The following is a 15190-nucleotide window of genomic DNA, read 5'->3' on the forward strand; positions in this document are numbered from 1 at the left end:
GGAACGGCACCGGCTGGCCTCGACCAGCGCTTGCCACAGGCGCCGCCGGTAACGCCTGGCGCGACTGGCGCGCACCTACGTTCGTTGTAGCCTCCTGCAGCGGTCGCACGCTTGCGCGGCCGAGCGCCTGAACAGTAGCCTGCGGTACGTGTATCCCCACATCGAGCGACCGACATCGGCCCATGTCCCTGACCTTGCGTCTCTCGTGGAAGTTCTTCAGCGCGCGCGGATTGCCCATTGCCGTGGCATTGGCACTCGTCTTCGCCGCGATGCGTGCGGCAGCAACGCTGGCGCCGGCGCACTGGCGCTGGCTGCTGCCGCTCAGTTTCGTATGCATGGCGGCGAGTCCGTGGCTGCTGCTCTCCCGTCTGGGACGCCAGCAGATCGGATTGGTGCGGCCGATACGGCATGTCTGGTTCGCAACGTCGATCGCGCTGGGCGCGCTGGCGGCCTTGGCATGCTTCGCGCTCGGCACGATCGCGTTCGGCAGCAGCGAGGACAACTGGTTCGTCAGCATTGCGCGCAACTATCGCGACACGATTCCCCACCAGGGCCTCACCACGGCGCAGCTGTTCCTCGTGGCCACCGTGCCGGCGCTGGTGTTCAGCCCGATCGGCGAAGAGATCTTCTTTCGCGGCCTGCTGCAACGCGCGCTGGAGGAGCGGTTCTCGCTCCGTGCCAGCACCTGGATCGAAGCTTCGCTGTTCGGCCTGGTGCACCTTTGCCATCACGGATTGCTGGCGACCGCCACCGGTATCCGCCTGCTGCCGATGTCCGGTGCGCTATGGGTGGCGCTGATGTTCTGCGTGGCGCTGATGTTCGCCCGGCTGCGCCATCGCAGCGGTTCGCTGTTGCCAGCGATGACGGCGCATGCCAGCTTCAACCTGGCGATGAACGTGTGCATCTTCGCTGCGCTGTGGCCAGCAGGTTGAGCTAGACCGTATTGCAGCGCCATCGGTGCGGCCACACGCTCAGCGCAGCGGCGCCTGCGCGAATTCGCCGCGTTGCAGCTTGGCCACGTCGTTGCCCTGCGCGTCCTTGGCCTGCAGATCGGCGCCCTTGGCGGCGAGGTCTTTCAGCACTTCGGTACGCTGGAACAACGCCGCGTACATCGCCGCGGTCTGGCCGGCGTTGTTGCGTTGGTCGGGCGCGCAATCGGCCTGCATCAGCCGCTTGGCGATCGCCAGTTCGCCCTTGAAGATCGCGCCCATCAGTGCGGTGTTGCCGCGCTTGTCCTGTGCGCACGGATCGGCGCCCGCGCGCAGCAATTGCTCCACCGCCGGCTGCTGGCCGTGGTAGGCAGCCAGGATCAGCGCGGTATAGCCCTTGTCGTCGCGGGTGTTGAGGTCGTAGTGCGCCTGGATGAACTCGGCCAGCATGTCCTGGCGGCCTTCGCGCGCGGCATCGAAGAAGTAGTCGCGCAATTGCGCCTGGATCTTGGCCGGATCAGCGGGCGCGGCGGTCGCCGAGGCGGCGGCCAGGCTCAGGGCGAGAAGAAAGAAGCGACGCATGCTCGGTCTCCGGAAAGAAGGCGCAGCGCGACGTGGGGAGGCGCCGCCGCGCTGCGCAGTGAACGATCAATCCTGCAACTGCGCGGCCAGCTGCTTGACCCGCCCCAGGTCGCCCTTGGCGACGCGGGCGACGCCGCTGCCGTAGGACGGATCGGCCTTGTACAGGAACGACAGCATGATGTGCTTGCTGGCGTCGTCGGTGCCGGCCAGCGATTCGCCGAAGCTTTGGATCAGGTCCTGCTGCTCCTTCTTGCTGTAGCTGCGGAACAGTTCGCCGGCCTGCTTGAAGTTCTGCTCGCGGGTGATCTTCGCCTGCTGCGTGGTGCCGGACAGCGGCAGCTGGCTGTAGCGCGCGTTCGGATCCTGCGGGCGCGGGGCGAGCCGGCTGGGCTCGTAGTTGACGCCGCTCGCGGTGGCGCCGGAGTTCATCGCGCCGTCCTGATTGCCGTTGTTGACAGCCACCAGTGGCCGGTTCACCGGCAGACTCAGGCCATTGGTACCGACCCGGTACAACTGGGTATCGGCATAGGAGAAGATGCGCCCCTGCAACAAGCGGTCTTCCGAGGGTTCGATGCCCGGCACCAGGTTGGCCGGTGCCATCGCCACCTGCTCGGTCTCCTGGAAGAAGTTGTCCACGTTCTTGTTCAGCACCATCTGTCCGATCTTGCGCTCGGGCACGTCCGGCCAGATCTTGGTCGCATCCAGCGGATCGAAGTCGAACTTGGCCAGGTCTTCCGGCTTCAGCACCTGGATGTACAGGTCCCACTTCGGATAGTCGCCCTGCTTGATCGCGCCGACCAGATCGTTGGTCAGGTGGCTATAGTCCTTGCCCTGCACCTGCGCCACCTGTTTCGGGTCCAGGTTCTTCAGGCCTTGCAGCGACTTCCAATGGAACTTGACGTAGTGCACCTCGCCTTGCGCGTTGACCAGTTTGTAGGCGTGCACGCCGTTGCCGTCCATGAAGCGGTAGCCGGCCGGCGTGCCTTCGTTGGAGTACAGCAGGGTCAGCGTGCGCGTGGCTTCGGGCACGTGCGAGAAGAAATCGAAACGGCGCGCGTCGTCGTCGAGATTGGTCCGCGGATCCGGCTTGAACGCATGCACCATGTCGGGGAACTTGATCGCATCGCGGATGAAGAAGGTCGGGAAGTTGTTGCCGACCAGGTCCCAGTTGCCTTCGCTGGTGTAGAACTTGGTGGCGAAGCCGTGCGGATCGCGCAGCGTCTCCGGCGAATGGTTGCCGTGCACCACCGAGGAGAAGCGTACGAACACCGGGGTCTTGGTGCCGGCGCTGAACACCTTGGCCTTGGTCAGGTCGGAGATGTCGGCACTGGCGGTGAACGCGCCATGTACGCCAGTGCCGCGCGCATGCACCACGCGCTCGGGGATGCGCTCGCGGTCGAAGCGCTGCAGCTTCTGGATCAGCTGCACGTCCTGCAGCAGGGTCGGGCCGGTGGCGCCGGCGGTCTGCGAGTTCTGGTTGTCGCCCACCGACGCACCGTTGTCGCGCGTGAGCGTGGACTGCGCGAACCCGGCGGGAACGATCAGGGTCTGCGACAGCAGGGCGAGCACCAACAGTGTTCCAGGGCGCATGGCGTCAGCTCGTGTTGAGGGAGCTGAAGCATGGCGGTGGCGCGGCGGGCTGAGAATTCGTTAGTTGCTATGGCTGCGATAGGCAGGGTGGATGCCGGCACGCTGTTGTGATTGCGGTCTCGCACATAGGCGTTGCGCGTTGCACTTCGCGCTATGTGCGCCTCGCACGAGCGCCGCGAGGCGAGGCGATCGACATCAAAATGTAGACAGCGCGTGGCGCTAGCCAATCACCCGCTTGAACGGCGGCAATGCATCGATGATGCGCTTGCCATAGCGCTTGGTCAGCAAGCGCGAGTCGAGGATGATGACCCGGCCATGGTCGCTGGAGCTGCGGATCAGGCGGCCGGCGAACTGGGTCAGGGTGCGCAGCGCGTGCGGTACCGCGATCAGGTTGAAGGCGTTGAGGCCACGGCTTTCGAACCACTCGCCGAGCGTCGCGGTCTGCGGGTCGGTCGGCACCGCGAACGGCACCTGGGTGATGACCACGGTGGTGCAGGCGTCGCCCGGCAGGTCCAGGCCTTCGCCGAACGAATTCAACCCGAACAGCACCGAGCCCTCGCCGGCCGCGATGCGGCGCATGTGCTCGCCGATCATCTGCGACTTGGAACCCTCGCCCTGCACCAGCACGCGGTTGCGCTGCGCGACCGGCAGCAGGTCGGCGACCTTGAGCATCTTCCAGCGCGAAGTGAACAGCACGATCGAGCCCTTGCCCCAGTCCAGTTCCTTGACCAGATAGCGCGCGACCTCGCGTGGATGGCCCTCGCGGTCGTCCGGCGCCACCGGGAATTTCGGCACGATCAGTTCGGCCTGGTTGGGCAGGTCGAACGGCGAGGACAGCGACACCATCTCGGCATGCGCGGGCAGGCCGTTGTCGATCGCCAGCGCCTGGAAATCGCCGCCGCCGGTCAGCGTGGCCGAGGTCAGCACCGCCGAGTCCACTTCGCTCCACAGCAGCGCGCGCAGCACCTGCGCGGCCGACACCGGTGAGCAATGGCAGACCAGGTCGGCATCGCGCGAGGCGGTGATCCAGCGCGCCATCGGCGCCTGCCCGTCCTGGTCCTCGCGGCGCCAGCCCAGCCACAACGCGTACTGCTGCTCGACCATCTCCAGGGCCATGCCCAGGCTGCGCTGCAGGCGCTCCTTGGCCGCGTCCTCCTGTTTGGATTTGGCCACCAGCTGATGCGCGGCCTGCACCCAGTTGAGCAGTGCGGCAGTGTCCTGCGCCTGCGCGTCGATGAACGGCTTCCAGTCCTCGGGCAGGCGCCCGTTGGGCGCGCGCCACATCGGTTCCTCCTGGCTTGGATCCGGCACCCAGGCGCGTTCGATCTCGGCGCGGAATGCCTTCAAGCCCTTGCTGACCTGGGTCGCCAGTTCGATCGCCTCGTTCGGCAACTGGTTGCCGATGGTGTCCTTGTCGGCCAGCCGGTAGGCGGCACCGACCAGCGACTGCAGGCGGCCGGTGCGCCGCGCCATGTCGTCCAGCGCCAGGTTGGCCGCGCCCTGGTCGATGGCGACGCCGGCGATGTGGTGGCCCTCGTCGAGCACCAGCAGCATGTCCGCCGGCGGCGCGATCAGCGGCTGGCCGTTGTCGCTGTCGCCCAGCGCCAGCGCCGACAGCAGCAAGGCGTGGTTGGTGACCACGATCTGCGCGTCGCGCACGTCGCTGCGCGCTTTCAGCACCGGGCATTGCACCGCGAACGAGCAGCGGCGCCCGGCGCAGCCGGCGGCGTTGGTGGTGATGCGCGCGCGCAGCGACGCCGGGATCGGCTCCGGCGCGGTGTCCAGGTCGCCGTTCCAGGTCTTGTCGGCGTAGGCCTTGGCCAGGCCGCGCGCCTGCTCGGCCTCGGCCGGGCTCAGCGGGCGATCGTACAGCGGCGCCTCGTCCTCGAACATGCTGTCCTGCGCGGCTTCGCCATGCAGTTCGGCGACGTTGCGCGCGCACAGGTAGCGGGTGCGGCCCTTGGCCAGCGCCACCGTCGCCTCGATGCCGGTGGCCTTGAGGAAGGCGGGGATGTCGCGCTCCACCAATTGCGATTGCAGCGCCACGGTGCCGGTGCTGATCACCAGCTTCTTCTTGCTGGCCAGCGCGATCGGTACGCCGGCGGTGAGGTAGCCCAGGCTCTTGCCGACGCCGGTGGGCGCCTCGGCCACGCCGACGCCGCCGCTGGTGCCCAGCGCGCGCGACACCACCCCGATCATCTGGCTCTGCGCGCGGCGCACGCGGAACCCGGGGGTGTTGGCCTGCAGCTTGGTGTAGGCGTCGCGGATGGCGAGCTTCAGCGGCTCGGTCAGCTCGCGCTGGGGCTTGCCGGGCGCGGACTGCGCGGCCGGCGTGGGGGTGTCGTTCATCCGCGCATTTTCTCACGTCCGGTCGCACGGATTGACACCGGCGCGGACGCGGACCTTAACGCAGCGCGGAAGGCCTGCGCGGCAACGCGCGCCGCAAGGCCTGCAACAACAGCGCCACGCCGAGCACGTACAGCGCATCTTCCAGCAGGCGGATCGACGCGTAGGTCCATGCGTACGGCTCGGCGAGCCGATCGGACATCAGTTGCGCCCAGCCCACTGCCGCGTTCAGCGCGCGCGGCAGCACCGCGTTCGCCATCAGCACCGCCAATCCGGCCTGCGCCAGGGTGCGTGCGCGGCAAGGCGCCAGGCGCGCGAGCAGCAGCAGGCCGATCAGCGGCAGCAGGAAGCGCGCCAGCAGGCCGATCCCGCCGGTCACCATCTTGACCTCCAGCAGCGGCTGGATCGCAGTCGCCAGCATTGCCGTCTCCTTCGGTTGCGCCGCATCGGCACCGACGCCGCGGGTGCCGGACGCCGCCGCCCGGACGCGCCAGCCGGTGCGGAATCGGTTCTAGCGCGGCAGGGCGAACCGCAGCGCCAGCACCACCAGCAGCATCGCCACTGCATGCAGGATGGTGAACACGGCCTGCAGGATGCCGTACCAGGCCGCGTAGCTGGTGAACGTTCCGCCCTGGGACACGATCCATATCGGCAACAGCGAGGTCACCGAACCGCATAGCCCGCCGACCAGCAGCAGGCTCAAGCCCCACAGGCCGAGCGTGCGTGCACGGCCGGGTCGGCGCGTGGACAACAGCACCACTCCGACGCCGAGCACGATCAGGATCGGCAGCTGGAAGCCCACCGTGGTCAACAACTGAAGCAGGAATCCATTGTCCATGCGATCTCCGTGGAAGCTCAAAGAAAGCGCCGGAGCGCTCGGGTCAGTCGGCGCTCACCAGCACCGCATCGCGCGCGCGCAGCGCGGCGTAGACCGGATCGGTGTCCGGACGCACGCTGTGCCAGCGCTCGAAGCTCTCGGCCGCCTGCTCGACCAGCATGCCCAGGCCGTCGACGGTATCGCGGCAGTTGGCCGCGCGCGCCCACGCCAGGAACGGGATCGCGATCTCGCCGTAGTTCAGGTCCACCGCCAGGGTCATGCTGTTGACCAGCGACAGCGGCAGCGAGAATCCCGCCGCCTCGTCGCGGCCGGCGGCGGTGGCGTTGACGATCAGTTCGAAGTCGCCCAGTTCGCGCAGGTCTTCCCAGTAGCGGGACATGGCGCGCGCCGGTTCGCCCAGCGCATCGACCAGCGCATCGGCACGTTCGGGCGAGCGGTTGACGATCATCAGCTGCTGCACGCCGGCGTCCAGCAGCGCCGGCGCCACCCCGCGCGCGGCACCGCCGGCGCCGAGCAGCAGCGCACGGCGACCGCGCAGGTCCAGGCCGTTGCGCCCGGTCAGGTCGCGCACCAGGCCAGCGCCGTCGGTGTTGTCGCCGTGCCACTGCCCGTCGCGGTAGCTGAGCGTGTTGACCGCCCCGGCGCGCTGCGCGCGTTCGCTGTGGATCACGCTGTGCGCGTAGGCGGCTTCCTTCAGCGGCAGGGTCACGTTGGCGCCCACCCCGCCCTCCACGGCAAACGCCGCCAGCGCCGCCGCAAAGCCGTCCGGCATGGCGTCGATCGCGTCGTACTGCAGGGCGATGCCGGCCTGCTTGGCGAAGTCGGCATGGATGCGCGGCGACAGCGAATGGGTGACGGGATGGCCGAACACGGCATAACGGGATGTGGGCATGGAACGCTCGTTGGTTGTTTTAGACTGGTCGCGACATCCGAAGGAATCCGACATGCGGACCCCCGCCCTGCCGCTCGCGCTGGCCGCGAGTTTACTCTGCGCGCCGTCGGCGTTCGCGCTTTCCGAGTTCGGCATCGAGGGCATGGGCGTGGTCTCGACCAAGGCCGACGAGACCCGTGCCAGCGTTTCCGCAGACGGCCAGCGCATCGTCTGGGCCAGTGCCGACCGCGCCGGCGGGCCCGGTGGCGGCGACCTGTGGCAGGCCACGCTGCGCGACGGGCGCTGGGCCGACGCGCAGCCGCTGCCGGCGCCGCTGAACACGCCCGGCGCCGATACCGACCCGTTCTTCAGCGCCGACGGGCGCTGGCTGTATTTCGCCTCCGACCGCGCCGGCGGCCACGGCGGCAGCGATCTGTACCGCGCGCCGGTGCTGGCCGACGGCCGCTACGGCCCGCCGCAGAACCTGGGCGCGGCGGTGAATTCACGCGGCGACGAACGCACGCCGACGCTGTCGCTGGACGACACCCGGCTGCTGTTCGCCAGCGACGGGCATGGCGGTGCCGGCGGCATGGACCTGTTCGTGGCGCGGCTGCAAGGCCAGGTCTTCGGCCAGTTGCAGGCGCTGGACGGGATCGACAGCGCCGACGACGAAACCGATGCCGCCTGGCTGGGCGACGGCCGCGCGCTGGTGTTCGCGCGGGCGCGCAAGGCGCAAGGCACGCAGTTGTGGCTGGCGCAGTGCGCCGCTGGGCGCTACGTGCAGCCGCAGCCGCTGGCGCTGTCGTTCAATGGTGCCGACGGCGACACGCGCGGCGCGGTACTGGACGCCTCCAAACCGAGCGAACTGCTGGTCGTCGGCAGTGCGCGCGCACCGAAGGCCGGCCAGCGCGACGTGTACCGGATGAAGGCCCCGGCGGCGAGCGGCAGCGGCGATTGTGCGGGTACGCGCTGACGGCGACGGCTGCGCTGCTGGACGTGCGAATGCCGAAGATCGGTGACGCATGCCTGTCTGCAAGCGCTGCTGGAACGGTCGCTGCAATGATCGTTGATGCAGTTGGTCGCGGCTGAAGCCGCTCCTACAAAAAAGCGAGCTGCGCCTTCTGCCCTTGTAGGAGCGGCTTCAGCCGCGACAGACGCAGCGATGAAGACAACGCCACCGGATTCGATCCTGGGCCGATAACTCTCCCGAATCGCTCCACCTGCATCAGACCTCAATACACATCGCGCCGATAACGCCCGGCCGCGCTGAGCGTATCCAGCGCATCCTCGCCGAGGATGTCGCGCAAGGCCGTATCCACGCCGCGGGCCATGCTGTCCAGGCTGCCGCAGACGTGCAGCGTGGCGCCGCGCGCGATCCAGGCGCGCACCTCGTCGGCGGCGTCGCGCAGGCGATCCTGCACGTAGACCTTGCCCGGCTGGTCGCGCGAGAACGCCAGGTCCAGCCACTGCAGGTGGCCGCTGTCCTGCCAAGCCTGCAATTCCGCACCGAACAGCGCATCGTGCGCGGCGTTGCGTTCGCCGAACAGCAGCCAGTGGCCATGCACGCCGGCAACCTCGGCTTCGCGCAGCAGGCTGCGCAGGCCGGCGATGCCGGTGCCGTTGCCGATCAGCAGCAGCGGCGCATCGCCGTGCCGGCGGAAACCGGGGTTGGCGCGCACCCGCGCCTGCACCGCGGTGCCCAGCGGCGCATGCAGGCACAGCCAACCCGAGCCCAGGCCGGCGCTGCCGTCGTCGCGCCGGGTCAGGCGCACCACCAGTTGCAGCAGGCCGTCAGCCGGCACCGAGGCGATCGAGTATTCGCGCAGCGGCAGCTGCGGCAGCGCATCGAGCCAGGCCTGCAGATCGTGCGCGTCCCCGGGCGGCGCCAGGTCGCGATCGGCCAGCGCCGCCTGCAACGGCAGCGACACGCCACCGGCGTGCAGCGGCGTGTCCGCCGCCAGGCCATGCGCGTCCAGCCAGGCGCGCACGGCGTCGGCGGCATGGCATGGCTGCACTTCCAGGATGTCGCCCGCCTGCCACTGCGCCTGCGCCGGCGGCGCCAGATCGATGCGCCACACCGGCGCGCCGGCGCTGCCGGGATTGAGCAGCGCGCGCCCGGCCAGGCGCCACTCCAGCGACGGCGGCGCCTGCAGTTCCGGCGCCGCCGCGGCCACGCCGGTGACCGCGGACAACTGCCGCTGCCATTGCGCGAGCGCCTGCGGGTCGGCGTTGTCCACCTCCACCGCCGGGAACAGCGCCTGCGCGCCCTGCGCGGCCAGCCACTGCTCCAGCCGCCGCGAAAATCCGCAGAAGCGCGCGTACTGGCGATCGCCCAGCGCCAGCAGCGCATAGCCGAGCTCGGGCAGCGCCTGCGCCTGGCGCAGCACCTTCTTCTCGAACGCCCGCGCCGGGTCCGGCGCTTCGCCGTCGCCGAAGGTGCTGACCACGAACAGCGCACGCCGCGCGCGCAGCAGTTGCGCCGTATCCAGTTGCGCCAGCGATTGCACCTGCACCGGTACGCCGGCCGCCTGCAGCTGCCCGGCGGCCTGCCAGGCCAGGCGCTCGGCGAATCCGCTCTGGCTGGCGAATCCGACCAGCCACGGCTCGGCGGCCGCCGGCGCAGTCGGCCCCAGGCCGCGCCGCGCACTGCGCAGCGCGCGCTTCTTGCGCCGCCGGTCCAGGTACAGCAGCCAGCCGGTGACAAAGAACAGCGGCATGCACAGGCTGGCCAGCAGCACCAGCAGGCGCCCGGGCAGGCCGAAGAAGCTGCCGCTGTGCAGGGCGAAGACGCTGCTCAGCAACTGTCGACCCAGCGGCTGCTGCCGATAGTCCAGGCGGCGCACGACGCGGCCGCTGCGCGGATCGATCTCCACGCCGTCGAAGGCGCGGCTGTGCACCGGATCTTCCGCCAGGTAGCGCGCGATCGCCGGCTGGCCGGGACGCCCGGGCAGGCGCAGGTCCAGGTAGGCGCGGCGCACGCCGGGCAGCGCATCGAGCGCGGCCTGCAGCCGCGCATAGTCCACCGCCGGCGGCTTGCCGCCGCGGCCGCCGCCGCTTTCCGCGCGCTCGCCGCCGAGCACCGCCACCAGCCCTTGCCGGTACCAGTCGTAGGACCAGTACAACCCGGTCAGCGCGATCAGCAGGTAGATGGCCAGGCACCAGGTGCCGATCACCGAATGCAGGCTCCACAGGAAGCCGCGCCCCTGCCGCTTCCATTCCACCGCCCACCACGCGCGCCAGCTCCACCATTGCCGCGGCCAGCGCAGGTACAGCCCGGACAGGCAGAAGAACAGCAGCACGATCGCGCACGCGCCGGTGACGGCCTTGCCGCGCTCGCCAGCGGCCAAACGCCGATGCAGGTCCTCGACGAAGGCGAAGAAGCCGGTCAAGCGCGGCTCCGCCACGGTCTGCCCGGTATAGGGATCGAAATACAGGCGCCCGCCGTCGCCGCCGGCCAGGCGTACGTTGGACGGGCGCGTGCCGGTCGGGTCGATCAGCAGGCGCGTGGTGCGGTGCGTGCCGCCCAGGTCCAGCCGCCGCGCCAGTTCGGCCAGCGGCAGCGGCGATTCGCCGGCGGCGTGGCGCGCGGCCGCCTCGGCCAGCGGCGGGTTGGCCCAGCGCACGATCTCGTCCTCGAACGCCAGCGTGGCCCCGCTCAGGCCCATCACCGACAGCACCAGTCCGGCGCTGATGCCGAGCAGCCAGTGCAGCTGGAACAACAGCTTCTTGGTCACGGCACAGGCACGGTCGAAGGCGGCCGCGCATTGTAGATGAGAACGCTTATCGAATCGAATTGCGCCGGTGCCTCGCCGGCCCCTCCACAAACATGACTGCCAGCCCTGGCTGACACGCACGCCACATCCAGCGGTCACCGCAGCGACATGGCCCTTCGCCACTTTCTTCGCTCCCCCTGGCTAGCGAGGTACGCGATGTCCTTCTCCCTGCGCGGTTGTCTGGTGCTGCTTGCGTTGTTCACGGCCCAGACGGCGATGGCCGCCACCAGTTGCGCCACGCTGTACGCTGGCGGCAAGCCGCCGAGCGTGGACACCGCGCTGAGCGCGCGCACCACCGAGGTCTGCCATACCGAATACGCGATCCTGGCCTCGGGCGTGACCAAGGGTCCGCTGTACTCGGCCGAGCACCTGACCGACCAGCAGGTCGCCGGTGCCGAGGCGATCGGCCGGGTCGGCTCGTTCCACGAGGAAACCGCCATCCCCGCCGCCGACCGCTCCAAGAGCTCGGACTACACCAATACCGGCTTCGACCGCGGCCACATGACCCCGGCCGGCGACGCCTCGACCGAAAGTTCGGAGAAGGAGACCTTCTCGATGGCCAACGTGGTCCCGCAGGACCACAAGCTCAACACTGGCGAGTGGGCGCGCATCGAGGAGCAGGTGCGGCAACTGGCCAAGCAGCGCGGCGAGATCTACGTGGTGACCGGCCCGGCCTTCGACGACAACGTGACGACGATCGGCACCGACAAGGTGGAAGTGGCGGACTACGTATGGAAGGCGGTGTACGAGCCGGGCGTGGGCGCGGCCGCATACCTGTGCGTGAACGACGACAGCATCACCTGCGACGTGGTGTCGATCGACGACGTGATCACGATGGCCAGCGTCGACCCGTTCCCGGCGATCGCCGCGGCGATGAAGTCCACGCCAATCGCGTTGACGTTGCCTTGAAAGCCGGGATTCGGGATTCGGGATTCGGGATTCGCAATAGCATGATCGGCTGAGCGGTTATCGATGCTGCCGCGGATAGCTGCGGCGGCACCGTCGATCGAACATCCGAAGATGACCGCGTACGTCGCTCAACTCACGTGCGCGGTCATGGCGTCCGCCAGCGCGGCGAACACCGCACTGCAGGCGGCGCTTCCGCGCAGGTCCTGGTGCATGGTGATCCAGGTCTCCAGGCCCAGGCGCACCTGCTGCGGCAGCACCGGCACCAGGCTCGGCGTGCGCCGCGCCAGGGGCATGTGGAAGAAGCCGATGCCGCAGCCGGCGCGGATCAAGGCCAGCTGCGCCAGGTCACTGTCGGCACGCAGCGCGAACGCCTCGCGGCGCCACAGCGGCAGCGCCGCGCGCGCGGCGCGCAGGAACGGCGTCTCCGCATCGAAGCCGACCAGCGCGTGCTGCACGAGGTCGTCCAGGCCTTGCGGCGTTCCGTGTCGGGCCAGGTAGTCCCGATGGGCGTACAGGCCGAGCGTCACCTCGCCGATGCGGCGGGCGACCAGCAGATCCTGTTGCGGCCGGGTCATGCGCACCGCCACGTCGGCTTCGCGATGCAGCAGGTCCTGCACGCGGTTGCTCAGCACCAGCTCGAGCCGCAACTGCGGATGCGCGCGGCGCAAGCCGGCCAATACCGGCGGCAGCACTTCCGCGCCGATCACCTCGCTGGCGGCGATCCGCACCGTGCCCTGCACCGCCTCGCCATGACGGCCCGCCGCGCGCTGCAGCGACGCGGCGATGCTGGCCATCGACTGCGCATGGCCGCGCAGCGCCAGCGCCGCATCGGTCGGCAGCAGCCCGGTCTGCGAGCGCACGAACAACGGCACGGCCAACGCCTTCTCCAGCGCCGCCACATGCCGGCCGACCGTGGGCTGGGTCAGCGCCAGCGCACGCGCCGCCGCCGACAGCGACCCTTCCTCCAGCACCGCGAGGAACGTCCGATACAACTCCCAACCGATTGCGCTATCCATACATAAATGTATAGCCGATCGACCATGTTCGCCAATTCCTTTGCAACGCGGCCGCGGCCAGACTGGCCGCCACCCCTGCAATGGAGCATCCGCATGACAACGACCTCCACCGCCCTGGTCCTGGGCGCCACCGGCGGCATCGGCGGCGAACTGGCGCGCCAACTGCGCGACGCCGGCTGGCAGGTGCGCGCCCTGCAGCGCGCGGTCCCGGCCGCCGGCGAAACCCGCGATGGCATCCACTGGCTGCGCGGCGACGCGATGTGCCGCGAGGACGTGCTGCAGGCCGCGCGCGGCTGCGCGGTGATCGTGCACGCGGTCAATCCGCCCGGCTACCGGCGCTGGGCCGAACTGGTGTTGCCGATGATCGACAACACCATCGCCGCGGCCTGCGCCGAAGGCGCGACCATCGTGCTGCCGGGCACGGTCTACAACTACGGCCTGGACGCCTACCCGGCGCCGGACGAAGACGCGCCGCAGACGCCGGCCACGCGCAAGGGCGCGATCCGGGTCGAGCTGGAGCGGCGCCTGCAGGCCGCGACCGCGCACGGCGCGCGGGTCATCGTGGTGCGCGCGGGCGACTTCTTCGGCCCGCGCGTGGGCAACAGCTGGCTCGCGCAGGGGCTGGTGAAACCGGGCCGCCCGATCGCCACGGTGACGCTGCCGGGAGATCCCGGTGTCGGCCACCAATGGGCCTACGTGCCGGACGTGGCGCGGACCATGCTCCGGCTGTTGCAGCAGCGCGACGCGCTTCCGGCATTCGCGCGCCTGCACATGGACGGACACTGGGACGCCGACGGCACCCAGATGGCCGCGGCGATCGCGCGCGTGGTGCGCCGCCACGGCATGCCGCAACCGAAGACCCGCCGCTTCCCGTGGTGGCTGCTGACCCTGGCCGCGCCCTTCTGGCCGCTGGCGCGCGAACTGCGCGAGATGCGCCCGCTGTGGCGCCATCCGCTGCGCATGCGCAACGCGCGCCTGTTGCAGGCGCTCGGCGAAGAGCCGCACACGCCGCTGGACGAAGCGATGGAAGCGACGCTGATCGGTTTGGGCTGCCTGCCGGCGGCGACATCCATGCCGCTGGCGCAGTCAGCGTCCACGTCATAAGTGCAGCGCCTATGCCTGCAGGTCTTTCCCTGCGCGCATCCTGCCTTTGTAGGAGCGGCTTCAGCCGCGACAGAATGCTACCGGTAGCGTCCTGTCGCGGCTGAAGCCGCTCCTACAACAAAGCGGCATCCTCTGAATCGCAAGACGCGACCACTTCAGCGCGCCTCGCGCAGCCAGCGCGCCACCTGCGGCGCGAAATAGGTCAGCACGCCGTCGGCGCCGGCGCGCTTGAACGCCATCAGCGATTCCAGCACGCACTTGCGCTCGTCCAGCCAGCCGTTGGCGGCGGCGGCCTTGAGCATCGCGTATTCGCCGCTGACCTGGTAGGCGAAGGTCGGCACGCGGAACTCGTCCTTCACCCGCCGCACCACGTCCAGGTAGGGCATGCCGGGCTTGACCATGACCATGTCCGCGCCTTCCTCCAGGTCCAGCGCAATCTCGCGCAAGGCCTCCTCGCCGTTAGCCGGGTCCATCTGGTAGGTGCTCTTGTCGGCCTTGCCGAGGTTGCCGGCGCTGCCGACCGCGTCGCGGAACGGGCCATAGAAGGCGGAGGCGTACTTGGCCGAGTAGGCCATGATGCGCACGTGCAGGTGCTCGTCGGCATCCAGCGCGCGACGGATCGCGCCGATGCGCCCATCCATCATGTCCGAGGGCGAGACGATGTCCACGCCGGCCTGCGCATGCGACAACGACTGCTTGACCAGCGCCTCGACGGTGATGTCGTTGAGCACGTAGCCGTGCGCGTCGATTATGCCGTCCTGGCCGTGGGTGGTGTACGGGTCCAGCGCCACGTCGGTCATCACCCCCAGCTCGGGGAAGCGCGCCTTCAGCGCGCGCACCGCGCGCTGCGCCAGGCCGTCCTCGTTCCAGGCCTCGGCCGCGTCCAGGCTCTTGCCGGACGGGTCGATCACCGGGAACAGGTCGATCACCGGAATGCCCAGTTCCAGCGCGCTCTCGGCGTCCTTCAGCAACTCGTCCAGCGACAGCCGTTCCACGCCGGGCATCGACGCGATCGGCGCGCGCCCGGACAGCTCGTGCACGAACACCGGCCAGATCAGGTCGTCGGCGGTCAGGGTGTTCTCGCGCATCAGCCGGCGCGAGAAGTCGTCGCGGCGCATGCGCCGGGGGCGGTAGTGGGGATGGGGCATAACGGTTCCTCTGCAAGGAGACAGGCGCCGCGCGGCCGGCAGGCGACCGCATGCGCCGCCTCGGCCGGGACGGACGCTGGCGGC

Annotated in this window: 13 protein-coding genes; 4 read left to right on the forward strand and 9 right to left on the reverse strand. The window is 69.6% G+C overall.

All coding sequences use genetic code 11. From position 1 onward, the window contains the following. Positions 1-182 precede the first annotated feature (182 nt). Positions 183-932, forward strand: coding sequence for a CPBP family intramembrane glutamic endopeptidase (locus tag VDQ83_RS10050; RefSeq protein WP_455434808.1), 750 nt, complete (start codon positions 183-185; stop codon positions 930-932). 39 nt (positions 933-971) lie between these two features. Here VDQ83_RS10050 and VDQ83_RS10055 read toward each other — a convergent pair whose 3' ends face one another. From VDQ83_RS10055 to aroE, 6 genes are all read right to left on the reverse strand, one after another. Next, complete coding sequence (locus tag VDQ83_RS10055; protein WP_455434809.1) at positions 972-1511, reverse strand: ankyrin repeat domain-containing protein; 540 nt, start codon at positions 1509-1511, stop codon at positions 972-974. Between the two features lie 66 nt (positions 1512-1577). Then, positions 1578-3101: a catalase KatB gene (katB, locus tag VDQ83_RS10060; RefSeq protein ID WP_455434810.1), complete on the reverse strand. Its 1524-nt coding sequence runs from the start codon at positions 3099-3101 to the stop codon at positions 1578-1580. 219 nt (positions 3102-3320) lie between these two features. Beyond that, a complete protein-coding gene (gene dinG / locus VDQ83_RS10065; RefSeq protein WP_455434811.1) occupies positions 3321-5450 on the reverse strand; it encodes an ATP-dependent DNA helicase DinG in 2130 nt (709 codons plus the stop codon). Between the two features lie 55 nt (positions 5451-5505). After that, the gene (locus VDQ83_RS10070) at positions 5506-5868 is read right to left on the reverse strand and encodes a hypothetical protein (protein WP_455434812.1); all 363 of its coding nucleotides are present in this window, start codon (positions 5866-5868) and stop codon (positions 5506-5508) included. Positions 5869-5958: 90 nt separating this feature from the next. Next, positions 5959-6285: a hypothetical protein gene (locus VDQ83_RS10075; protein ID WP_263396126.1), complete on the reverse strand. Its 327-nt coding sequence runs from the start codon at positions 6283-6285 to the stop codon at positions 5959-5961. A gap of 43 nt (positions 6286-6328) precedes the next feature. After that, positions 6329-7177, reverse strand: coding sequence for a shikimate dehydrogenase (gene aroE / locus VDQ83_RS10080; RefSeq protein WP_455434813.1), 849 nt, complete (start codon positions 7175-7177; stop codon positions 6329-6331). Between the two features lie 52 nt (positions 7178-7229). Between aroE and VDQ83_RS10085 the strand changes: the two genes are divergently transcribed. Further along, positions 7230-8129: a TolB family protein gene (locus tag VDQ83_RS10085; RefSeq protein ID WP_455434814.1), complete on the forward strand. Its 900-nt coding sequence runs from the start codon at positions 7230-7232 to the stop codon at positions 8127-8129. 259 nt (positions 8130-8388) lie between these two features. On the opposite strand, the gene VDQ83_RS10090 is transcribed toward VDQ83_RS10085, so the two are convergent. Further along, entirely contained in the window at positions 8389-10890 is a 2502-nt protein-coding gene (locus VDQ83_RS10090) for a PepSY domain-containing protein (protein ID WP_455434815.1), read from the reverse strand. Between the two features lie 195 nt (positions 10891-11085). Between VDQ83_RS10090 and VDQ83_RS10095 the strand changes: the two genes are divergently transcribed. Beyond that, on the forward strand, positions 11086-11838 hold the full coding sequence (locus VDQ83_RS10095) for a DNA/RNA non-specific endonuclease (RefSeq protein ID WP_455434816.1): 753 nt from the start codon (positions 11086-11088) through the stop codon (positions 11836-11838). A gap of 128 nt (positions 11839-11966) precedes the next feature. Here the strand turns inward: VDQ83_RS10095 and VDQ83_RS10100 are convergent, their stop codons facing one another. Next, positions 11967-12854, reverse strand: coding sequence for a LysR substrate-binding domain-containing protein (locus VDQ83_RS10100; RefSeq protein WP_455434817.1), 888 nt, complete (start codon positions 12852-12854; stop codon positions 11967-11969). A 93-nt stretch (positions 12855-12947) separates the two neighbouring features. On the opposite strand from VDQ83_RS10100, the gene VDQ83_RS10105 reads away from it, so the two are divergent. Then, entirely contained in the window at positions 12948-13958 is a 1011-nt protein-coding gene (locus tag VDQ83_RS10105; protein WP_455434818.1) for an SDR family oxidoreductase, read from the forward strand. A 155-nt stretch (positions 13959-14113) separates the two neighbouring features. Here VDQ83_RS10105 and hemB read toward each other — a convergent pair whose 3' ends face one another. Then, entirely contained in the window at positions 14114-15106 is a 993-nt protein-coding gene (hemB, locus tag VDQ83_RS10110) for a porphobilinogen synthase (protein WP_455434819.1), read from the reverse strand. Positions 15107-15190: the final 84 nt, after the last annotated feature.

It is taken from the genome of Xanthomonas sp. WHRI 7945, from assembly GCF_035026585.1.